23 protein-coding genes are annotated in these 21260 nt (G+C 62.3%); 10 read left to right on the top strand and 13 right to left on the bottom strand.

The features are described from left to right. Positions 1–83: 83 nt before the first annotated feature. On the top strand, positions 84–1106 hold the full coding sequence (locus OOJ09_RS13515; RefSeq protein WP_269905695.1) for an aldo/keto reductase: 1023 nt from the start codon (positions 84–86) through the stop codon (positions 1104–1106). Positions 1107–1323: 217 nt separating this feature from the next. Here the strand turns inward: OOJ09_RS13515 and OOJ09_RS13510 are convergent, their stop codons facing one another. The 5 genes from OOJ09_RS13510 to clpP form a co-directional block, all read right to left on the bottom strand. Further along, entirely contained in the window at positions 1324–1506 is a 183-nt protein-coding gene (locus OOJ09_RS13510) for a hypothetical protein (RefSeq protein WP_269905694.1), read from the bottom strand. 328 nt (positions 1507–1834) lie between these two features. Continuing rightward, the gene (locus OOJ09_RS13505) at positions 1835–2107 is read right to left on the bottom strand and encodes an HU family DNA-binding protein (RefSeq protein WP_023798342.1); all 273 of its coding nucleotides are present in this window, start codon (positions 2105–2107) and stop codon (positions 1835–1837) included. Between the two features lie 196 nt (positions 2108–2303). Further along, positions 2304–4715, bottom strand: coding sequence for an endopeptidase La (gene lon / locus OOJ09_RS13500; protein WP_269905693.1), 2412 nt, complete (start codon positions 4713–4715; stop codon positions 2304–2306). A gap of 306 nt (positions 4716–5021) precedes the next feature. Continuing rightward, the gene (gene clpX, locus OOJ09_RS13495; RefSeq protein WP_023759839.1) at positions 5022–6296 is read right to left on the bottom strand and encodes an ATP-dependent Clp protease ATP-binding subunit ClpX; all 1275 of its coding nucleotides are present in this window, start codon (positions 6294–6296) and stop codon (positions 5022–5024) included. A 295-nt stretch (positions 6297–6591) separates the two neighbouring features. Further along, complete coding sequence (clpP, locus tag OOJ09_RS13490; protein WP_256750838.1) at positions 6592–7221, bottom strand: ATP-dependent Clp endopeptidase proteolytic subunit ClpP; 630 nt, start codon at positions 7219–7221, stop codon at positions 6592–6594. A 329-nt stretch (positions 7222–7550) separates the two neighbouring features. Between clpP and OOJ09_RS13485 the strand changes: the two genes are divergently transcribed. Further along, a complete protein-coding gene (locus OOJ09_RS13485) occupies positions 7551–8141 on the top strand; it encodes a hypothetical protein (RefSeq protein ID WP_269905692.1) in 591 nt (196 codons plus the stop codon). Between the two features lie 13 nt (positions 8142–8154). Here the strand turns inward: OOJ09_RS13485 and OOJ09_RS13480 are convergent, their stop codons facing one another. Beyond that, positions 8155–9258: an NAD(P)/FAD-dependent oxidoreductase gene (locus OOJ09_RS13480; protein ID WP_269905691.1), complete on the bottom strand. Its 1104-nt coding sequence runs from the start codon at positions 9256–9258 to the stop codon at positions 8155–8157. Positions 9259–9362: 104 nt separating this feature from the next. Between OOJ09_RS13480 and OOJ09_RS13475 the strand changes: the two genes are divergently transcribed. Both OOJ09_RS13475 and OOJ09_RS13470 read left to right on the top strand, forming a co-directional pair. Beyond that, positions 9363–10613, top strand: a complete 1251-nt coding sequence (locus tag OOJ09_RS13475; RefSeq protein ID WP_269905690.1) for a cytochrome P450 — start codon at positions 9363–9365, stop codon at positions 10611–10613. A gap of 135 nt (positions 10614–10748) precedes the next feature. Beyond that, entirely contained in the window at positions 10749–11705 is a 957-nt protein-coding gene (locus OOJ09_RS13470) for a hypothetical protein (protein WP_269905689.1), read from the top strand. On the opposite strand, the gene OOJ09_RS13465 is transcribed toward OOJ09_RS13470, so the two are convergent. The 6 genes from OOJ09_RS13465 to OOJ09_RS13440 all read right to left on the bottom strand — a co-directional run bounded on the left by OOJ09_RS13465 (position 11706) and on the right by OOJ09_RS13440 (position 16133). Beyond that, positions 11706–12050 (bottom strand): cupin domain-containing protein, encoded by a 345-nt coding sequence (locus OOJ09_RS13465; RefSeq protein WP_256750831.1) that lies wholly within the window; start codon positions 12048–12050, stop codon positions 11706–11708. Between the two features lie 6 nt (positions 12051–12056). After that, entirely contained in the window at positions 12057–13337 is a 1281-nt protein-coding gene (locus OOJ09_RS13460) for an O-acetylhomoserine aminocarboxypropyltransferase (protein WP_269905688.1), read from the bottom strand. Positions 13338–13586: 249 nt separating this feature from the next. Beyond that, positions 13587–14108 carry a CoA-binding protein gene (locus tag OOJ09_RS13455; protein WP_269905687.1) on the bottom strand — a complete coding sequence of 174 codons (522 nt, stop codon included), beginning with the start codon at positions 14106–14108 and terminating at the stop codon, positions 13587–13589. Continuing rightward, on the bottom strand, positions 14105–14887 hold the full coding sequence (locus OOJ09_RS13450) for an AAA family ATPase (RefSeq protein ID WP_269905686.1): 783 nt from the start codon (positions 14885–14887) through the stop codon (positions 14105–14107). The genes OOJ09_RS13455 and OOJ09_RS13450 overlap by 4 nt, the downstream gene beginning before the upstream one ends. Further along, positions 14887–15309: a VOC family protein gene (locus OOJ09_RS13445; protein WP_269905685.1), complete on the bottom strand. Its 423-nt coding sequence runs from the start codon at positions 15307–15309 to the stop codon at positions 14887–14889. The genes OOJ09_RS13450 and OOJ09_RS13445 overlap by 1 nt, the downstream gene beginning before the upstream one ends. Positions 15310–15311: 2 nt before the next feature. Further along, positions 15312–16133 carry an enoyl-CoA hydratase gene (locus tag OOJ09_RS13440; protein ID WP_269905684.1) on the bottom strand — a complete coding sequence of 274 codons (822 nt, stop codon included), beginning with the start codon at positions 16131–16133 and terminating at the stop codon, positions 15312–15314. A 152-nt stretch (positions 16134–16285) separates the two neighbouring features. Between OOJ09_RS13440 and OOJ09_RS13435 the strand changes: the two genes are divergently transcribed. The 3 genes from OOJ09_RS13435 to rpsI all read left to right on the top strand — a co-directional run bounded on the left by OOJ09_RS13435 (position 16286) and on the right by rpsI (position 17914). Continuing rightward, complete coding sequence (locus OOJ09_RS13435; protein WP_269905683.1) at positions 16286–16750, top strand: PaaI family thioesterase; 465 nt, start codon at positions 16286–16288, stop codon at positions 16748–16750. A gap of 215 nt (positions 16751–16965) precedes the next feature. Beyond that, positions 16966–17430: a 50S ribosomal protein L13 gene (rplM, locus tag OOJ09_RS13430; RefSeq protein WP_010915638.1), complete on the top strand. Its 465-nt coding sequence runs from the start codon at positions 16966–16968 to the stop codon at positions 17428–17430. A gap of 1 nt (position 17431) precedes the next feature. Beyond that, positions 17432–17914 carry a 30S ribosomal protein S9 gene (gene rpsI, locus OOJ09_RS13425; RefSeq protein WP_091578186.1) on the top strand — a complete coding sequence of 161 codons (483 nt, stop codon included), beginning with the start codon at positions 17432–17434 and terminating at the stop codon, positions 17912–17914. 99 nt (positions 17915–18013) lie between these two features. On the opposite strand, the gene OOJ09_RS13420 is transcribed toward rpsI, so the two are convergent. Then, positions 18014–18913, bottom strand: a complete 900-nt coding sequence (locus OOJ09_RS13420) for a LysR family transcriptional regulator (protein ID WP_269905682.1) — start codon at positions 18911–18913, stop codon at positions 18014–18016. A gap of 91 nt (positions 18914–19004) precedes the next feature. Here OOJ09_RS13420 and OOJ09_RS13415 point away from each other — a divergent pair, with 91 nt between their 5' ends. The 3 genes from OOJ09_RS13415 to OOJ09_RS13405 all read left to right on the top strand — a co-directional run bounded on the left by OOJ09_RS13415 (position 19005) and on the right by OOJ09_RS13405 (position 21160). Further along, complete coding sequence (locus tag OOJ09_RS13415) at positions 19005–19883, top strand: aldo/keto reductase family oxidoreductase (RefSeq protein ID WP_269905681.1); 879 nt, start codon at positions 19005–19007, stop codon at positions 19881–19883. A 147-nt stretch (positions 19884–20030) separates the two neighbouring features. Beyond that, entirely contained in the window at positions 20031–20186 is a 156-nt protein-coding gene (locus OOJ09_RS13410) for a hypothetical protein (protein WP_269905680.1), read from the top strand. 239 nt (positions 20187–20425) lie between these two features. Further along, positions 20426–21160, top strand: a complete 735-nt coding sequence (locus OOJ09_RS13405; protein WP_269905679.1) for a class I SAM-dependent methyltransferase — start codon at positions 20426–20428, stop codon at positions 21158–21160. The last annotated feature ends 100 nt before the right edge of the window (positions 21161–21260 follow it).

Here is a 21260-nt window from a genome sequence, read left to right as displayed (position 1 = left end):
GTCCAACGCTGCGCGGCGCTTTTGCCGGGCCACGGGCATGATAGTGTCATGTCAGACAAATCAACCCAGGAAAACCGTAGAACATGAAGACACGGCATTTCGACCGCATCGGCAATGGCGGCATCAGCTTTACCGAGCTCGGCTTCGGCACGGCGCCGCTCGGCAACCTCTACCGTGCCGTCTCGGACGAGGATGCCAATGCCACGCTGGAGGCTGCGTGGGCGACCGGCTGCCGCTACTACGACACCGCGCCGCTCTACGGGCTCGGCCTGTCGGAAACGCGGCTCAACCCCTTCCTGCGCTCCAAGAAGCGCGACGACTATGTGTTGTCGAGCAAGGTCGGCCGCATCATGCGTGCCTGTCCGCCGGAAGAGCGCACCGGCATAGGCAAGTTCTTCGACACCCCGTCGCGCCGTGAGGTGTACGACTACAGCTATGACGGCGTCATGCGTTCGTTCGAAGCCTCGCTCGAGCGCCTCGGTGTCGACCGCATCGACATCCTTTTCGTACACGATGTCGACATCTTCACCCATGGCAGCAAGGAAGCGTCCGACCGGCGCATCGAGGAATTCATGCGCTCGGGCTACTACGGGCTGCTGTCGCTGCGCGACCAGGGCGCGATCAAGGCGTTCGGCGGCGGCATCAACGAGTGGCAGGTTGCCCAGATTCTGGCCGAGCGCGGCGATTTCGACCTGTTCCTGCTTGCCGGGCGCTATACGCTGCTGGAGCAGGAGGCGCTGATATCCTTCCTGCCGCTTTGCCAGGCGCGCGGCATCGGCATCGTTCTCGGCGGACCTTACAATTCCGGTATCCTGGCAACGGGGCCGAAACCGGGCGCCTACTATAACTACACCGAAGCGCCACAGGACGTGCTTGACCGCGTGGCGCGCATCGAGGCCGTCTGCAAGCGCCATGGCGTGCGGCTGATCGAGGCGGCGCTGCAATTCCCGTTGCTGCACCCGTCGGTCGTCTCGGTGATCCCCGGCGGCCAGCGGCCGAGCGAAGTCGAGAGCAACCGCTCGCTGCTCGACGCGAAGCTGCCGGCAGCGCTTTGGGCCGATCTCAAGCAGGAAGGCCTGATGCGCTCCGACGCGCCGAATGGCTAATGCATGTCGCCCAAAAGCGGACCCGGCTTACCGGCCATTTGCCGGTGCCCGACCAGGTGAAAGGCCTGGCGATGGAAGCGTATACTCGCTTCAAAGCAAATCCGAGGGCCAATTTACAGGTTTATGCAGCGCTTGCACGGCTGCCGACCGATCTGTTCGGATGCTGTCGGCCGACCGCTCGAACGCAGGGGGTTGGCTCTCTACCCCTCGGCGGCCGTCACCGTTGACTGTCTTGATTTCGCCGGAACACCTTGCGTACCACCAGTGCAATACCGATGGCGAGCAGAACGATCCCGGCAGCCATATATCCCATCGATGTGGCCCGGTACCCCGATGCCGCCAGCAGGAAGCCAAGGACGATAAAGATCAATCCGCCAAGCTTGTCGATCAACAGGTTCATTTCCGAACACCCCTAGGCATGGGGAACCTCTCTTGAGGTGGAGCAGCGCCGCCTGTGTCCAAGGTTCAGGATAGTATGGCCAGGGCTCTCGGTCGAGCGCAAAACGCGGACTCGCGTCAAGCGCCCTCCATCCCGGCTTTTCTGACTCGCGAGTTTGGCTGCTTCGCGCCCTCATTTTCCGGGACAGCCTGACCCACTCCAGGCCCGGCAAATGAAAATGAAAAGCCGGGCAAGCCCGGCTTTTCTGGTCGCGTGTATCGGCGTCGGGCACAAAAATGAAAAGCCGGGCAAGCCCGGCTTTTCTGGTCTCTGAAAAGAAACGAAACGCTTAGTTTACTGCGTCCTTGAGGCCCTTGCCGGCCGAGAACTTCGGCACGGTGCGTGCCGGGATCTGCACTTCGGCACCGGTCTGCGGATTGCGACCGGTCGAGGCCGCACGCTTTGACACGGTGAAATTGCCAAAGCCGACAAGCCGGACATCGCCGCCCTTCTTCAGTTCGCCGGTGATCACGGAAAATACCGCATCGACCGCCGACTGCGCGTCACCCTTCGAAATGCTCGCGGCGTCGGCGACAGCGGACACCAGTTCGTTCTTGTTCATAAAAATTCCCTTCCATGAGAACACCGGAACTAACGACTCATCCGGCAGGAAACGGACTTTAGAAAGAAGCGTTGCCGCAACCAAGTCGAAATGCCCAAGAAAAAGCGGAAAAAGCCCGGAATTCCGGGGTTTTTCACATGAAAAAGCCGGGCATGAAGCCCGGCTCTCTGTTTGTGCGCTGCAACTTTAGCTTTTACTAATGTGCGAGCGTCTTGCCGGCATCGTCCGCGTTGTCGGTCGTTGCCGGCGGATTGACCGGTTCGACCCATTCGATCGGCTCCGGCATACGCACCAGCGCGTGGCGCAACACCTCACCGACCCGCGAGACCGGAATGATTTCCATGCCGTTCTTCACGTTGTCCGGAATCTCCGCCAGGTCCTTGGCGTTGTCTTCCGGGATCAGCACCTTCTTGATGCCGCCGCGCAATGCGGCCAGCAGCTTCTCCTTGAGGCCGCCGATCGGCAGCACCCTGCCGCGCAGCGTGATCTCGCCGGTCATCGCCACATCGGCCTTGATCGGAATGCCGGTCAGCACCGAGATGATCGCGGTCGCCATCGCCACGCCGGCAGACGGTCCATCCTTGGGCGTGGCGCCTTCCGGCACGTGCACGTGGATGTCGCGCTTGTCGAACAGCGGCGGCTCGATGCCGAAATCGATGGCGCGCGAGCGGACATAGGAGGCCGCCGCCGAAATCGATTCCTTCATCACGTCGCGCAGGTTGCCGGTCACCGTCATGCGGCCCTTGCCGGGCATCATGACGCCTTCAACCGTCAGCAGCTCGCCGCCGACTTCCGTCCAGGCAAGCCCGGTGACGACACCGACCTGATCGTCAGCCTCGACCTGACCGAAGCGGAAGCGCGGAACACCGAGGTAGTCGGCGAGGTTCGCCGCCGTGATGCTCACCGTCTTCTTCTTCGTCCTCAGGATCTCGGTCACCGCCTTGCGCCCGAGCTTCATCAGCTCGCGCTCCAGGCTTCTGACGCCCGCTTCACGGGTGTAGGTCTGGATGATGGCGCGGATCGCGTCCTCGCCGACGGAGAACTCCTTCGGCTGCAGGGCATGGTCGCGCACCACCTTCGGCATCAGGTGCCGCTTGGCGATTTCGATCTTCTCGTCCTCGGTGTAGCCGGCGATACGGATGATCTCCATGCGGTCCATCAAGGGCGCAGGGATGTTCAGCGTGTTCGCCGTCGTCACGAACATCACGCTCGACAGATCGTATTCGACCTCGAGGTAGTGGTCCATGAACGTCGAGTTCTGTTCGGGATCGAGCACCTCGAGCAGCGCCGACGACGGATCGCCACGGAAGTCCTGGCCCATCTTGTCGATCTCGTCGAGCAGGAAGAGCGGGTTGGACTTCTTCGCCTTCTTCATCGACTGGATGACCTTGCCGGGCATCGAGCCGATATAGGTGCGCCGATGGCCGCGGATCTCGGCTTCGTCACGCACGCCGCCCAGCGCCATGCGGATGAATTCGCGACCCGTCGCCTTGGCGATCGACTTGCCGAGCGAGGTCTTGCCGACGCCGGGAGGGCCGACGAGGCACAGGATCGGCCCCTTCAGCTTCTTCTGGCGGCTTTGCACGGCAAGGTACTCGACAATGCGGTCCTTGACCTTGTCGAGGCCGAAATGATCGGTGTCGAGCACGTTCTGCGCGAAAGCCAGGTCCTGCTTGACCTTGGAGTTCTTGCCCCACGGGATCGACAGGATCCAGTCGAGATAGTTGCGCACGACGGTCGATTCAGCCGACATCGGCGACATCGTCCTGAGCTTCTTCAATTCGGCTTCCGCCTTTTCGCGAGCCTCCTTGGAGAGCTTGGTCTTCTTGATGCGCGCCTCGATCTCGGCGGCCTCGTCGCGGCCGTCCTCGCCCTCGCCGAGCTCCTTCTGGATCGCCTTCATCTGCTCGTTGAGGTAGTACTCGCGCTGCGTCTTCTCCATCTGGCGCTTGACGCGCGAGCGGATGCGCTTCTCCACCTGCAGGACGGAGATTTCGGCTTCCATGAAGCCCATCGCCTTTTCCAGCCGCTCCTTGACCGAGAGCGTGGCCAGCATTTCCTGCTTCTCGGGGATCTTGATGGCGAGATGCGAGGCAACCGTGTCGGCGAGCTTGGAATAGTCGTCGATCTGGCTGGCGGCACCCACCACTTCAGGCGAGATCTTCTTGTTCAGCTTGACGTAGTTCTCGAAGTCGGTGACGACGGAACGAGCCAACGCCTCGACCTCAACCTCTTCCTCTTCCGGCTCGACCAGCGCCGTGGCGCGGGCCTCGTGGAAGTCGGGACGGTCGGTGAACGAGACGATTTTCGCGCGCGAGGCGCCTTCGACCAGAACCTTGACGGTGCCGTCGGGCAGCTTCAGCAATTGCAGCACATTGGCGAGCGTGCCGATGTCAAAAATGGCATCGGGCTCGGGATCGTCGTCGGCGGCGTTCATCTGGGTGGCAAGCAGGATCTGCTTTTCCTGCCCCATCACCTCTTCCAGCGCCTTGATCGACTTTTCACGCCCGACGAAGAGCGGAACGATCATGTGCGGGAACACCACGATGTCGCGCAGCGGGAGGACCGCGAAGACGCCGTCGCCGGGAGCCTTGGATATTTTGGCCATTGTCGAACCTTTCATGTCGCGGCCGCCAACCAGCCAACCGCGAATCCTATATTAACGACCGGGGATCGTTCCGCCTACCACCGTTTATGACGGGAGTTTTACAGCACAGAAATCGGGCACCTCGGCCTTCTCCGTTTAGTTGGATGCACGATCCACAAAGATCAAGGGGCCGGTACAAATCCACTCCTCCAACGTGCCCGCAAATGACAGATTTGCGACGGCAAGACCGGACGCAGCCGCAAAACCCTGCATGACAGCAAAACGGCGCCTTGCGGCGCCGTTTCAAAATTCCGCTGCGGGCTCATGTCAGGCGCTGACATTGCCCTTCTTTTCCTTCTGTTCGGAATAGATGTAGAGCGGCCGGGCGCTGCCGGTAACCACCTCTTCCGAAATCACCACTTCGCGCACGCCTTCGAGCGCGGGAAGTTCGAACATCGTGTCGAGCAGGATCGCTTCCATGATCGAGCGCAGGCCGCGCGCGCCGGTCTTGCGCTCGATGGCGCGCTTGGCGATCGCCGACAGGGCGTTCTCGTGGAATGTCAGGTCGACATTCTCCATCTCGAACAGCCGCTGATACTGCTTGACCAGCGCATTCTTCGGTTCGGTCAGGATCTGGATCAGCGCGGGCTCGTCAAGGTCCTCAAGGGTCGCCAGGACCGGCAGACGGCCGACAAATTCGGGGATAAGGCCGAATTTCAAGAGATCCTCGGGCTCGACAAGGCGGAAAACATCGCCGGTGCGGCGATCCTCCGGCGAAGCGACGATGGCGCCGAAGCCAATCGAGGTTTTTCTGCCGCGATCCGAAATGATCTTGTCCAGGCCGGCGAAGGCGCCACCGCAGATGAACAGGATGTTGGCGGTGTCCACCTGCAGGAACTCCTGCTGCGGATGCTTCCTGCCGCCCTGCGGCGGCACGGAGGCGACCGTGCCTTCCATGATCTTCAACAGCGCCTGCTGCACGCCCTCGCCCGACACGTCGCGGGTGATCGAGGGATTGTCGGACTTGCGCGAAATCTTGTCGATTTCGTCGATGTAGACGATGCCGCGCTGGGCGCGTTCGACATTGTAGTCAGCCGACTGCAACAGCTTCAGGATGATGTTTTCGACATCCTCGCCGACATAACCGGCCTCGGTCAGCGTCGTCGCGTCCGCCATGGTGAACGGCACGTCGATGATGCGGGCCAGCGTCTGCGCGAGCAGCGTCTTGCCGCAACCGGTCGGGCCGATCAGCAGGATGTTCGACTTCGCCAGCTCGACATCGTTGTTCTTGCCGGCATGCGCGAGGCGCTTGTAGTGGTTGTGAACCGCCACCGACAACACGCGCTTGGCGTAGGGCTGGCCGATGACATAGTCGTCGAGAACCTTGAGGATCTCCTGCGGTGTCGGCACGCCCTCGCGCGACTTCACCATCGAGGTCTTGTTCTCCTCGCGGATGATGTCCATGCAGAGCTCGACGCACTCGTCGCAGATGAAGACCGTCGGACCGGCGATCAGCTTGCGCACTTCGTGCTGGCTTTTGCCGCAAAACGAGCAATAAAGCGTGTTCTTGGAATCGCCGCTGTTGTTGCCGACCTTGCTCATTTTCATGTCCTTTCATGGCCGCCCGCCGATGGTCTGGCTGAAAGGGCGCATACTCTATCTATCGCGGGAATCCGCCGCCGCCAGTATCCCGGCTCCCGCAACGCATTCCGTACGAAACACAAATCAGAAAACGTGGCAATGATTCGCGACAGCCCCGCATAAAGCTAAGCCGCCGAAACTCAACATAGCCTTAACGTAGGCAATCCTGTCCGCCGAGGGAACAGCCAATTGTGGCCGAAATGCCGCAAGACGCGCCAAAAGCGCGTGATGGTGCCATCCAACTGCCAACAAGCCCTTATGCCACCGCTCCTTCGGCCGCCTCGCGCGACGAAATGACCTTGTCGATGAGGCCGAAATCCTTGGCTTCGTCGGCGGTCATGAAATGGTCGCGGTCGAGCGTCTTCTCGATCTCTTCGTAGCTCTTGCCGGTGTGCTTGACATAAACCTCGTTGAGGCGACGCTTCAGCTTGATGATGTCCTGGGCGTGGCGCTCGATGTCGGAGGCCTGGCCCTGGAAGCCGCCTGACGGCTGGTGAACCATGATGCGCGCGTTCGGCGTGGCGAAGCGCATATCCTTGTGGCCAGCGGTCAAAAGCAGCGAGCCCATCGAGGCCGCCTGGCCGATGCAGAGCGTCGAGACGGCCGGCTTGATGAACTGCATGGTGTCATAGATCGCCATGCCCGAGGTGACGACACCGCCCGGCGAATTGATATAGAGGTTGATTTCCTTCTTCGGATTCTCGGCTTCAAGGAACAAAAGCTGCGCGCAGACCAGCGTCGCCATGCCGTCCTCGACCGGACCGGTGATGAAAATGATGCGCTCCTTGAGGAGGCGGGAGAAAATGTCGTAGGCCCGCTCGCCGCGATTGGTCTGTTCGACCACCATCGGAACGAGGTTCATGTAGGTTTCGACGGGGTTCTTCATTAGTTATCTCTTATCTCGCGGTGGGATTCCGGCGCCGGGAAGGCTGGCAAGTCGGGCAGAATCGGTTCTGGATCGTTGTTCCGTAAATAGGATGCCGGCTCATCCTTGTGCAAGGCCGACCCGTCCTAGCCATCTGGGTAAGTCGAATCAAGGTTACGCTGACAGGATTTGTCGGCTGACGCCGTCTCCTGCTGGCGACACTGGTGATCCAGTAGCAGTTTCTTAACCGCGTCGCTTAACGAAATGCGCGGAAACCGCTTTTCTCCGAAAAGGCTTCCTCTACAATTCAACGTTGAACTTGTGCGGAGAGTTCAAACAGGGGGAGTGTCATGTTCAGGAAAACTGCATGCTTCACCATTGCCGGGCTGACCATGCTCGGCACGATTTCCGAAACGGCGGCAGGCGGCCGCGCCGTCGAATGCTATGAACCTCTCCGGACGCCAGCCATCTACGATACAGTCTACGAAGACGTCATGATCAGCCCGCCCGGCCAGCAGGTCGACTATGTCCCCGCCATCTACGGCACCCGCGAGCGCGTGGTGATGACCGTTCCGGCACAGGTGACCTACGAGGTCGTGCCCGCCGTCACCCGTACCGTCTACCATACGGTCCAGGTCGATGATGGCGGCTATTCCTGGGAATGGCGCGTTATCCACGGCCGCCGGGTGCTGTGCAAGATCTGGCACAGGGCACGTTACGGGCGGGTCGCCGAGACCGTGGTGATCCAGCCGGAGCGCACGCGGCGCGTCGTCATCCCGGCGCAGTACGACAAGATTGCCGAAGAGGTGCTGGTGCAGCCGGAACAGAGGCGCGTCATCGATGTTCCCGCCTCCTACCAGACCGTCGCGCGGCGCGTGCTGATCCGAGAAGGGTCGTCAGGCTGGCGGCGTGTGCATATACCGAGGCATTGCCAGGATTAGGCCAGGCAAGCGCTCAGGCCACCTCGGCCCGCAGCCATTTCTTGAGGCCGGCAATATCTCCGTTGCCGATGGCCGCAGCAACGCGCCGGCCAACTGCCGCGCCGAATTTGTAGCCATGGCCGGAGCAGGCCGAGACAACCAGGCATTTTCCTCGCTCATGGGCGAGGAACTTCTCATCTTCGGTGAAGGTGTAGGCGCAGGTGACCACTTCGGTCACCCGATACTCCGCGATACGGGCGATCGGTGGCGAAAACAGGTTGCGGATCGCCTCGCCCTCGCCTGCCACCGGTTGACGGTTCCAGTCGGCATCGCTGGTCGGCACCCGGTGCAGTCCCGAACCGAATTTCATCCCGGCGCCGCCGGAGGGCGGGATGACATAGCCGTCGACAGCGCCGCCGACATCGAGAACTACCGGTGCTGCCTGCCAGGCGGCCTCGAGGTCCGCCGGCGGTTCGACATAGGCGAGCGCGGTTCGATATGTCTTCAGCTCGCCACCCAATTCCGGGAACAGTTTCAACACCCAGGCGCCGGCAGCGACGACGATGCGGTAGGCCTGCATGGTCTCGCCACCGGCAAGCACGATGCGGCCGGCTTCGGCATCGACTTCCACGACCTTGCTGTTTTCGTAGACGTTGGCGCCGTTGGCCCGCAGCCATTTTGCCAGGCCGGACGCTATCTTGCGGCAATGCAGCGCACCGCCTTCGGTCGAAAAATAAGCGTAGCGGAACGAGCCAGCCTCAAGGAATGGCCAGCGTTCCACGGCTGCGTCCGGCTCCAGCAATTCGAATGGAAAATTGCCCTCTTCGAGGCCCTCGCGGTATTCCTCGGCCTCGTCGCCCGGCTCGCGCGAAATGCAGACAAATCCGCGCGCATCGAGATGGCTTTCGCCGAGATCGGCCCACATCTCGTCCCAGGCCCGATAAGCTTCGGTGATCAGCCGGCCATAACCTGTTCCGGCCCGGTAGGCGCGGCGGATGATGCGGTGATGGTCGCCCGACGCCGCCAGCGGATTGGGGATCGCCCCCTGTTCGACGATCGAGACGCTGTGTCCAGCCTTGACCAGTGACCACGCCGTCGAAAGCCCGGCGATCCCAGCACCGACCACAATCACATTCATCAGATCAGACTTTCCGCAGCCGCATTGGCTGGCTCAACTCATCGGGTGTCGGGCGCCAACATACGGTCTGGCACCAAGCTGGCAAGCCGCGCTAATGGTCTGGCATGACCAAATTGACGCCACCTTACCTGGCCTTTGATCCAGCCACCCGCCATCTGCGGCTTGACCCGCACGAACAGGCCTTCTTCCAGAACCCGTATGAGGCCTATGGCTTCCTGCACGGCGCATCGAATGCGTTCTTCTGGGAAGAATTCGGCTTTTGGTGCTTTGGCGGCTTCGACGATGTCAACCGGCTGTTGCGCGACCGCCGCCTCGGCCGCCAGAACCCGGCAGGCGTTCCCGACAGCCGCGGCATCGACCAGGATCGCAGCCATCTGAGCGCCTTCGACGGCATCGAAGCCAACTCGATGCTGGAGCTGGAGCCGCCGGTGCACACGCGGCTCAGAACACTGGTCAACCGTGCCTTCGTCTCGCGTCAGATCGAACGGCTGCGGCCACGTGTCGAAGCCCTCGCCAACGAGCTGATCGACCGTTTCGAACCGGACAAAGCCGTCGACCTGTTGCCCGCCTTCGCGGCTCCCTTGCCGATCACCATCATTGCCGAGATGCTCGGCGTACCGGTCGAGATGGGGCCTCAATTGCTCGACTGGTCGCATCGGATGGTGGCGATGTACATGCATGGCCGCACGCGCGAGACCGAGGAGACGGCCAACCGCGCCGCTGGCGAATTTACCGATTTCCTGCGCTTCCATGTCACCGAACGGCGCAAGAACCCGGGCGACGACCTGCTGTCGCTGCTGATCTCGGCGCAGCAGGACGGCCAGAAACTGTCGGAGGACGAGCTGGTGTCGTCGGCGATCCTGTTGCTCAATGCCGGCCACGAAGCGACGGTGCATCAGACGGGCAACGCCGTCCGCTCGATTCTCGCGCAAGGCGGTGACCCGCGCCGCTTCTTCATCTCGCCCGAAGCGACCGCGGCAACGGTTGAGGAATGCCTGCGTTTCGACGCGCCGCTGCACATGTTCACGCGCTACGCCTATCAGGAGATCGAAATCGCGCCCGGCATCGTCGTGCAGCCGGGCCAGACGATCGGCCTGCTGCTTGGCATGGCCAATCATGACCCGCGCGCCTTCGCCGAACCCCTCGCCTTCCGGCCGGATCGTGCGGACCAGAAGAACGTGTCATTCGGCGCCGGCATCCATTTCTGCATCGGTGCGCCGCTCGCCCGGCTCGAATTGCAGGTGTCGCTGAGAACTTTGTTCGGACGGCACCCGCGACTCCATCTTGCCGAACAGCCGCGCTTCCGCGACACTTACCACTTCCATGGGCTGGAAACGCTCGCCGTCGGCTTCTGACGATCGCGGGGCTGGGGCTGCGGGATGAGACTGTTTTCAAGACCGGCGACGGCGTTCGCAGTGGTATTGCCATGGGCATGCCTGGGGGTGGCGCATGCCCAGCAACAGCCCGAAAACATCCCGTGGGAAAACAGCATGGCCATCGCCCAGAAAATGGCGACGGTTCTCCTGGAGCGTCAGACCGGCTCCAAGGGCCTGCCACTGACATCCTTTGCCGTCGAGGTCGATCTCAACCTCGACGGCTTTCCGGAGATCTTCGCCTATCGCTATGCACCCGGCTGTGACGGCACCAATTGCGGCAACTTCCTGTTCGTCCTGGAAGGCGACAGCTATCACGAAGTTCTCGCCGACATTCCGGGGGCCCGACTGGTGCCGCAGGACAAGATCGGACTCAGCGCCTTCAAGCGGAACGGCTTTCTCGACATCCAGTCCGACCAGATGACCATCGGCTGGGACGGCAAGCGCTATGTCGACGCATCCACCTTTCCAGCCTCATCGCTCGACGGCGCCGCCTTTCTGGCGGCCTGTGAGAAAAGCAAATCCAGCGAGCAACCGGCAGAGGGCGAGGCGGAGCGGGTGAGCGCCACATGCCAATGCCAGTTCAACCGGTTTCAGGTGACCAGCTTCACGCAGGCCGATCTCGACATGTACACCGCGTCGCTGGGCGAGAATTTCGAATATCCGACGGGCGGGAAAGAGATCGCCTGGCAAGCGCTGCTGAAAAATGCCGAGGATGTCGGTACCGGCTGCGATGTCGCCAGTGGCAAGAGCCAATGGCCCCAAGCCTATTTCAATCATGGCGACCAGCCGCCGCAGAAGCTGCATTTCGACAGCTTCCTCGAGGCCTGCCCGGCACAGGATTTCATCCTCACCAACCACAAGATTGGCTCACCGGACCGGGCGCTTGGCCTTTGCGGCTGCCTTGCCCGCGAAATGCCAACCCAGGGCATCAGCCAGGCGGGTCTTGATCTGCTGACACGGTATTATCGCAACGAAATCTCGGATGCGGACATCGACGCACAGGACGCCGACGTCCTGGCCTTCCACGACAAGGCGTCGGAGGCTTGTCTCAGCCAGTTCCCGGCGAAGTGATCAAAGCTTGATCACATACTCCTTGCGGGTCGTTTCAAGCACTTCCCAGCTGCCCCTGAAGCCGGGCCTCAGCACGAAACTGTCCCCGGCTCGAACGGTGCGGGCATCGCCGCCGTCTTCCGCGATCACCGAAACGCCGGACAGGATGTGGCAGAATTCCCATTCGTCATAGACGATGCGCCATTTGCCAGGGGTCGATTCCCAGATGCCGGCGTAGAGGCCGCCTTCCCGCTCCTCGACGTTCCAGGTGCGGAATTTGGGATCGCCGGAGATCAGCCGATCTGGCGCCGGCGCGCCAGATTCGGGTTCGACGCTTTTGGTGTCGACGGAAAGAAACGCGGCCATGGGCAATCAGACCTTGGCAAGCGCCTGCTCAAGGTCGGCGACAATGTCGTTGACGTCCTCGATGCCGATGGAAAGCCGCACGGTGTCCGGGCCCGCACCGGCCTTGACCTTCTGCTCGTCGGAAAGCTGGCGGTGGGTCGTCGACGCCGGGTGGATGACCAGCGACTTGGTGTCGCCGACATTGGCGAGGTGCGAGAACAGTTCGAGCGCCTCAACGAACTTGACGCCGGCCTCGTAGCCGCCCTTGAGGCCGAAGGTGAACACGGCACCGGCGCCCAGCGGCGAGTACTTCTTCTGCAGCGCGTTGTTCTTGTCGCTCGGCAGGCCGGGATAGTTCACCCAGGCGACCTTGGGGTGATTGGACAGCCAGCCGGCGACGGTCACCGCATTGTCGCAGTGGCGCTGCATGCGCAACGGCAAGGTTTCCAGGCCGGTCAGGATAAGGAAGGCGTTGAACGGCGAGATCGCCGGGCCGAGGTCGCGCAGGCCGAGCACACGCGCGGCAATGGCGAAAGCGAAGTTGCCGAAGGTTTCATGCAGGACGAGACCGCCATATTCGGGGCGCGGTTCCGACAGCATCGGGTATTTGCCCGACTTCGACCAGTCGAAGGTGCCGCCATCGACGATGGCGCCGCCGATCGAATTGCCGTGGCCGCCAATGAACTTGGTCAGCGAATGCACGACGATGTCGGCGCCATGCTCGATCGGCCGGATCAGGTAGGGCGAAGCCAGCGTGTTGTCGACGATCAGCGGCAGGCCATGCTTGCGCGCGATGTCACCGATCTTCTCGATGTCGACGAAGGTGCCGCCCGGATTGGCGAGGCTCTCGATGAAGATCGCCTTGGTCCTGTCGTCGATCTGGCTTTCGAAGGTCGAGATGTCATTGGTGTCGGCCCAGCGCACTTCCCAGCCATAGTTCTTGAAGGCGTGGCCGAACTGATTGATCGAACCGCCATAGAGCTTGTTGGCGGCGACGAAATTGTCGCCCGGCTGCATCAGATTGTGGAAGACGATCACCTGCGCGGCGTGGCCGGACGCGACCGCGAGTGCGGCCGTTCCACCTTCCAGCGCGGCAAGACGCTCTTCCAGCACCGCCTGCGTCGGGTTCATGATGCGGGTGTAGATGTTGCCGAAGGCCTTCAGCCCGAACAACGAGGCGGCGTGATCGGCATCGTCGAAGACGAAGGAGGTCGTCTGGTAGATCGGCGTGGCGCGCGCGCCGGTGGCCGGATCTGGCTTGGCACCGGCATGGACGGCGAGCGTATTGAAACCGGGCGTGCGGGTCACTGAAACCTCCCTTTGAACCTTCTGAAAATAGCCGCGCATTCTTGGCGAAGCCCGTGCGCGAATGCAAAGAAGAAAGTACCTTTCGGTGCGGGAATTTCGACCGAAGCGCAAGAAAATACAGCGCTTGCGGGAATAATTTTGCGCCGGGGGCCTATCGAGTTTGAAGGAATGTATGCGGCGCGCCTTAGGCCTTCCTCCCGGTGCATCTCGTTATCCCAAAAATCGCTGCGCGCCGTTTGGCGACATGCATCATTTCTGACGCACGCCGAAACTCTGGAATCCCGGGCGCATCAGCGGCTTCTTCGACGACAGCACCCCGGAGTTGACGCCGGTCCAGCCGATCTCGCCGGACAGTTTGCCATATTCGATCTTGGGACAGCGGTTCATCACCACCTTGATGCCTGCGGCTTCAGCGCGCGCGGCAGCTTCGTCATGGCGCACGCCAAGCTGCATCCAGATGACTTTCGGCAAGGGATCGAGCCGCAACACCTCGTCGACAACGCCAGGCACCGCGGTTGCCGCGCGGAAGATATCGACCATGTCGATTGGCTGCGGAATATCGGCAAGCCTTGCATAGGTCATCTGGCCGAGGATTTCCTTGCCGGCCTGGCCGGGATTGATCGGGAACACCGAAAATCCCTTGGCCAGCAGGTATTTCAGCACGAAATAGCTCGGTCGCACATCGTTGGCGGATGCGCCGACCATGGCGATGGTCTTCACCGAATTGAGGATGCCGGCAATGTAGGCGTTGTCGTAGCTGTCGTGATTCATGCCTTGTCCTCATACAACGCCTCGGCCAGAAAACCATCCGGGTCATTGCTGAAATCGCGCATCATGCGGAAGTGGTCGGTGTCGCGAAAATCGGCAGGCTCGAGCCCGAACCGGCTGATGCGGAACAGTTGGGCGCCGGGACAGGCCATCAGCAGCGGCGAGTGCGTCGCCATGATAACCTGCGCGGTGCCCGACTGGTCCATGCGCCGCAGCATCTTGAGCAGCTCGATCTGCCGCGACGGAGAAAGCGCGCTCTCCGGCTCGTCGAGGATATGGATGCCCTGCCTGCGGCAACGTTCCTCGAAGAAGCGGATAAAACCCTCGCCATGCGACCAGGACAGGAAATCCGGCGGTGGTGGCCTGAACGGATCTTCCAGCGCCGCCTGATCGAGATAACGGGCGACTGAATAGAAGGATTCGGCGCGAAAGAACCAGCCGGCGGTGACCTTCGGCAACCAGTGGCCGCGCAACGTGTTCGCCAGTGCGGCACCGCTCTTGTCGATGGCGCCGGAATGATCGACCGGCCTGTAGCCCTTGCCGCCGCCGGCCTCGTCGTAGCCTGCCAACGCGCCGATCGCCTCGAGCAAGGTGGACTTGCCGGTGCCGTTCTCGCCGACGACGATGGTGATGGGCGTGGTGAATTCGAGTTCGAAGTCGTGGCCGCGAAACAGCGGCAGGTTCCAGGGGTATCTCTCCCAGTCAGCCACCCGCTCGGGGTCGAGCAGGATGCGCTTGAGATACGGTGCCTTGAGCCGCGTCAGCTGCCTGCGGTAAGCCATTACCGAGGCAACGAAATCGTGCCATCTTCGGCGATCGGAAAGGCCGGATTGTGCGCCACTTCCCAGACATGCCCGTCCGCGTCGGCGAAGTAGCCGTACCAGCCGCCCCAGAAGGCGCGGCCGGCCGGCTTGACGATGCGGCCGCCGGCCTTCTGGGCCATGGCGAGCACTTCGTCGACTTCCGCGTCGGAGCGGGTGTTGTAGGCGAGGTAGACCGCCGACGGCGCCCTGGCGAAGGCGATGCCGGAATCCTCCTCGGCGCTTTCGCGCGGGAACAGGCCGAGAATGGCGCCGCCCATCTGGAAGAAGGCGACACCGTCGGTGATGCCGGCATGACGGATGAGGCCCATCGCCTCGTAGAAGCGCACCGCGCGCTCGAGATCGTCGGTCGCGATCGTTATGATGGAGATGCGAGGTTCCACGACTACTCGTCCGTCCACTCCGGCTTGCGCTTGCCGATGAAGGCACCGATGCCTTCCTCCGCGTCGCGCGCCAGCATGTTCTCGACCATGACGCGGCCGGTATGGGCATAGGCGTCCGCCAGCCCCATTTCGACCTGTTCGTAAAAAGTTTCCTTGCCGGTCTTCACCACCAAAGAGGATTTGGAAGCAATGGTTTGCGCGTATTTGGTGACAATCTGATTCAGATATTCGCGCGGCACGACGCGGTTGACCAGTCCGAATTCCTTGGCGGTTGCGGCATCGATCGTCTCGCCGGTCAACAGCATCTCCATCGCATGCTTGCGCGAGACATTGCGCGACAGCGCCACCATCGGCGTCGAGCAGAACAGGCCGATGTTGACGCCCGGCGTGCAGAAGGTCGCCTCATGCGAGGCGATCGCCAGGTCGCAACTGGCGACCAGCTGCAGTCCGGCGGCAGTGGCCAGGCCGTCGACCTCGGCGATGACAGGCAGGGGATGGCGCACGATCGCCTGCATCAGGGCGGCGCAGGCCGCAAACGTCTCTTCGAAGAAGGCCTTGCCACGATCGGCGTCGGCGCGCCGTGCAGTCATTTCCTTGAGATCATGGCCGGCGCAGAACACCTTGCCGGCCGCCGACAGCACGATGACGCGAACGGCCTTGTCGGCCCTGGCGCGGTCGAGTTCCGCCGTCAGCGCCGCCATCACGGAAAGCGACAAGGCGTTGGCGGGTGGATTGGCAAGTGTCAGCCGCAGCACGCCCTTGTCCAACCGTGCGGCGACCGGACCGTCAACGGCAGCAGGCTTGATGGCAAGGATTTCGGCCATGGATAGGTCTCCTCGATTCCGCTCGGGCTGGCAGAGTATCTAATACCGGATCGGGTTTCATCCAACACTCCATCGCTTGCGCCAGGGGACGGAGCTGTTGCCAGAAACGCCGTGCTGCGCTCATACAGGCTGGTGCAACACGAGAGGCCGACATGCCTGCCCAGACCAATCTGAAGCCCGTGCTGACCGCGGCGCAAGTCAATGTTCTGATGGAAACCGTCTATCCGCAGCTCAATGAGCAGTTCAAATATTACGAGGCGATCGACGTGTTCCCAGGCGGCTGCGTTGTGCGGCTCAATGCCGGCGAACGGCACCTGCGCCCCGGCGGCACGGTGTCCGGCCCGTCGCTGTTCACGCTCGCCGACATCGGCGGCTATGTCTGCGTGCTTTCGCATGCCGGGCCGGATGCGCTCTCGGTCACCACCAATCTCAACATCAATTTCGTCCGCAAGGCCGAGGCCGGACCGATCGACGGCCATTGCCGTATTGTGAAGCTGGGGAAGAGCCTGATGGTGTTCGACATCGACATCGTCGCCGGTCCGGACGGGCACACGATCGCGCATGCAACGGGCACCTATTCGATTCCCCCGAAGCGAAATAGCGATGTGGTAAAATAATACCTTTTGCTTAGGGCATTGTTCTTGCTGTGTTTTTCCTGCTACAAGACTTTTTACGCGCCTTGACGCAGCAACTGCCCTCGCCTATAAGCCCTCACGAAGCAGCGGCCCGCAAAGGCCGCCGTTTTGTTATTGGCGACGGACAGCGTCTCATCGCCAATCCAAGCAACAAGAAACGCCTTCCTCGTGAAGGTCCGAACCGAAAGCAGAAAACCATGACAACCTTTTCGCAGAAGCCTGCGGATGTGGTGAAGAAGTGGATCCTGATCGACGCCGAGGGTCTCGTCGTCGGCCGTCTCGCCACTGTCATCGCCAATCATCTTCGCGGCAAGCACAAGCCGACCTTCACCCCGCATGTCGACGACGGCGACAACGTCATCGTCATCAATGCCGACAAGGTGGTGTTCACCGGCAAGAAGTTCACCGACAAGGTCTATTACTGGCACACCGGCCACCCCGGCGGCATCAAGGAGCGCACCGCGCGCCAGTTGCTCGAGGGTCGTTTCCCCGAGCGCGTCGTCGAGAAGGCCGTTGAGCGCATGGTCCCGCGTGGCCCGCTCGGCCGTCGCCAGATGAAGAACCTGCGCGTCTATGCAGGCGCCGAGCATCCGCATGTCGCCCAGCAGCCCGAAGTTCTCGACGTGGCCAAGCTGAATTCCAAGAACAAGAAGGTCGCATAAGATGGCTGAGCTTTCCTCGCTCGCAGAACTGGGCGCCGCCACCGGCAACACCAACACGCAGCCGGCGGCCCCCGTCCATGTCCAGAAGCTCGACAAGTCGGGCCGCGCCTATGCCACCGGCAAGCGCAAGAACGCCATCGCGCGCGTCTGGGTGAAGCCGGGTTCCGGCAAGATCGTCGTCAACGACAAGGAATTCGCGACCTATTTCGCGCGTCCGGTCCTGCAGATGATCCTCAATCAGCCGATCATCGCCGCCAACCGTTCGGGCCAGTACGACATCGTCGCCACCGTTGTCGGCGGCGGCCTCTCCGGCCAGGCCGGCGCGGTGCGTCACGGCATCTCCAAGGCGCTGACCTACTACGAGCCGACGCTGCGCGCCGTGCTCAAGAAGGGTGGCTTCCTGACCCGCGACAGCCGCGTCGTCGAGCGCAAGAAGTACGGCAAGGCGAAAGCCCGCCGCTCGTTCCAGTTCTCGAAGCGCTAAGCGCTACGCAACTTCAGACAATCGAAAGGCCGCCTCCGGGCGGCCTTTCTTTTTGCAACTCACCAGACAGCAGCCGCACCCGTCGAATGACGACAAATCTCAGGGTCTACCGGCCTTGATGAAGTCGATGAACGCACGTAGCGGGGCCGGCACGAGGCGCCGACCGGGATAATAGAGGAACGGTCCGGGAAAACTCTGCCACCATGGTTCGAGCACGGGCTCAAGGGCACCGTTTTCGAAGTAAGGGCGAAGCCAGCCCTCGAAGAGGCCGATGATGCCGGTGCCGGCGATGGCTGCATGGACGGCAAGATCGGTCGCCCCACCGATCCGCACGATCAGTGGCCCCGTCGGATCGACCCGCACCACCTCGCCGTCGCGCTCGAATTCCCACGGCAGCATCGAACCGCTGGCAAAGCGGCCGCGCAGGCAAGCGTGGCCGAGCAGGTCGCTCGGGTGTTCAGGCCGCCCATGGCGATCGAGATAGGCAGGGCTGGCGGCAGTGGCGAAATGCTGGACGCGCGGTCCGATCGGCACCGCGATCATGTCCTGTTCCAGCCGCTCGTCGTAGCGGATGCCGGCGTCGCACCCGGCCGCCAGCACGTCGACGAAGTTCTCATCGGCGATCACTTCCAGCCGGATGCCGGGATATGCGGCGAGGAAGCCCGGAACGATGTCGGGCAATATCAGTCGCGCGGCGCTGACTGGCACATTGAGACGCAACGATCCCGCCGGCCTGTCGCGAAAGCCATTCAACACGTCAAGGGCCGCTTCCACTTCCGACAGAGCCGGGCCGAGCCGCCCCAGCAGGCTGAGGCCCGCCTCGGTCGGGACAACGCTGCGCGTCGTGCGGTTGAACAGCCTGACGCCGAGCTGTGCCTCGAGGCGTCGCACCGCCTCACTCAAGCCGGAGGCGCTGCCGCCGCTCGCACGCGCGCCATCGCGAAAACCCCCGGCGCGCGCCACCGCCACGAACGCGTTCAGATCGCCAAGGTCCATCATTGTTCGCCATTCCGCACAGCCTGTGTGGATTGTACCTGATTATCCCGAGATTGAGCAGCGCCTATCTTCGCCTCCTCAAAGGAGACCACTCATGTCCAATATCGATCAGGCCGAAACATCCACCCTCGGCAGCCGCACCGTAAAGCGTCTTGGCTATGGTGCCATGCAGCTAGCAGGGCCCGGTGTGTTCGGGCCGCCCAGGGACCATGACGCGGCACTGGCCGTGCTGCGCGAGGCCGTTGTCCAAGGGGTCGACCACATCGACACCAGCGACTTCTATGGCCCGCACATCACCAACCGGCTGATCCGCGAAGCGCTGTCACCCTACCCGGACGATCTCGTGATCGTCACCAAGATCGGCGCCCGGCGCGGCACGGATGGATCGTGGCTGCCGGCTTTCTCTCCCGAAGCGCTGACCCAGGCGGTGCACGACAATCTGCACAATCTCGGCCTCGAGGCACTGGACGTGGTCAACCTGCGGATCATGTTCGACACCCATGGTCCCGCCGAAGGGTCGATCGAAGCGCCGCTCACCGTGCTGGCCGAGCTTCAGCGGCAGGGCCTGATCAGGCATATCGGCTTGAGCAACGTGACGTCAGCGCAGATCGCGGAAGGACGCGGGATCACCGAGATCGTCTGCGTGCAGAACCAGTACAATCTGGCGCATCGCGATGACGACGCCCTGATCGACGACCTTGCCCGTCATGGCATCGCCTACGTGCCGTTCTTCCCGCTCGGCGGCTTCAACCCGCTGCAGTCTTCGACGCTGTCTGATGTAGCGCAGCGCCTTGACGCCACCGCCATGCAGGTCGCGCTCGCCTGGTTGCTTCACCGTTCGCCCAACATCCTGCTTATCCCAGGAACGTCGTCGGTCGCGCATCTGCGGGAGAACCTCGCAGTTGGCGAACTCATGCTCTCGGACGATGTGCTCAGGGAGTTGGACAGCATAGCGAGCGTCGCCTCAAGCTGACGACACAGCGTCCGCTGGTGCCAGGCGCCCGGCGACAGCAGCATCTGACCAACGATCTTGAAAGGCCGCCTCCGGGCGGCCTTTTGCGTGAGCATTTCGACCAGCAAGAACAGGCTTCCAGCCAACACCGCCAGGATCAATCCGCCAATGACCGGCAATGAAGTCCAGCCCGACGAGCCGGTTTTGATGAAGGCGCCGGTCAGCGAAAACAGCGTCAGCACGACAAGCGCCTACCCGGCCCAGTCGATCGGCGGCTTCCCGGCAATTCGCGCCGCCTCATGCCCCCTCCCCAATAGCGTATGACAACACTGTAACCGTCCGGGCGCGGCATTCGATAGATGCAAGCCGTGTTGCACATCCGGAAAGTGTCAGGCCCGGCAAATTTGCTGCGGCCCGTCGCGCGCGGCGCGGCACCATGCTACGAAACAGGGACCGGCCTTTTCGGTCCAAAGGATATCTGGATAGGTAATTCTAGGGGGAGATCTCAGATGTCGTCACCCGAACCGATCAAATTCACCGACGGCGCGGCTTACGAGCGCTTCATGGCTCCCTGGAGCCGATCCGCCGGGGCTTTGTTCCTCGACTGGCTGGCGCCGGACTCCGGACGGGCCTGGGTTGATGTCGGTGCCGGCAACGGCGCGTTCACCGAGCTCATTCTAGCGAAGTCCGCCCCTTCGTCCGTTTGCGCGATCGATCCCTCCGACGCGCAGATTGCGACTGCTCGGCAAAAAATCTCGGCAAAGCAGGTCGAGCTGTCGATTGGCGATGCGATGGCCCTTCCCTACGACGCCAACCGCTTCGACGTCGCGGTGATGGCGCTGGTGCTGTTCTTCGTCCCCGACCCGCGCAAGGGCGCCGCGGAAATGCTCCGCGTCACCAAGCCCGGCGGCATCGTCGCGTCCTACACCTGGGACGTCATGCGCGGCGGCACCCCTACGCAGCATTTGTGGGAGGAGATGGACGCGATGGGCAAACCGGCCGCACGTCCCCCGAGCGCGGAGGTCTCGCGTTTCGCGGCGCTGAAGGCGCTTTGGGCGGAGCTCGGCATCCGCGATGTCGAGACGCGCGAGCTTGTCGTCGAACGCACCTTCGCTGACTTCGACGATTATTGGCTATCCATGGTCGTGAGCAGCCCGAGCGGAATCGTCGGGAAGCTGTCGGATGCGGAGAGCGCGGAGCTGCAACGCCGACTAAAGGACAGACTGCCGGCAAACGCCACGGGAGCGATCACGGTTCACGCCTGGTCGACGGCGATCAAGGGGCGAAAGGCCGCTTAATGCGTGCGGCGCCTTACGTCGCCGCTTTCTTCTTCGCCTTCGGCTTGGCCGGCTTCGGTGCAACCGGCGTGCCCTCGATCGAGGACAGGCGGCCGGACGT

The organism is Mesorhizobium qingshengii (assembly GCF_027563465.1).
Taxonomy (GTDB): Bacteria; Pseudomonadota; Alphaproteobacteria; order Rhizobiales; family Rhizobiaceae; genus Mesorhizobium; species Mesorhizobium qingshengii_A.
Note: the sequence above shows the minus strand (reverse complement) of the source record. Positions and strands in the feature narration are given on the sequence as shown.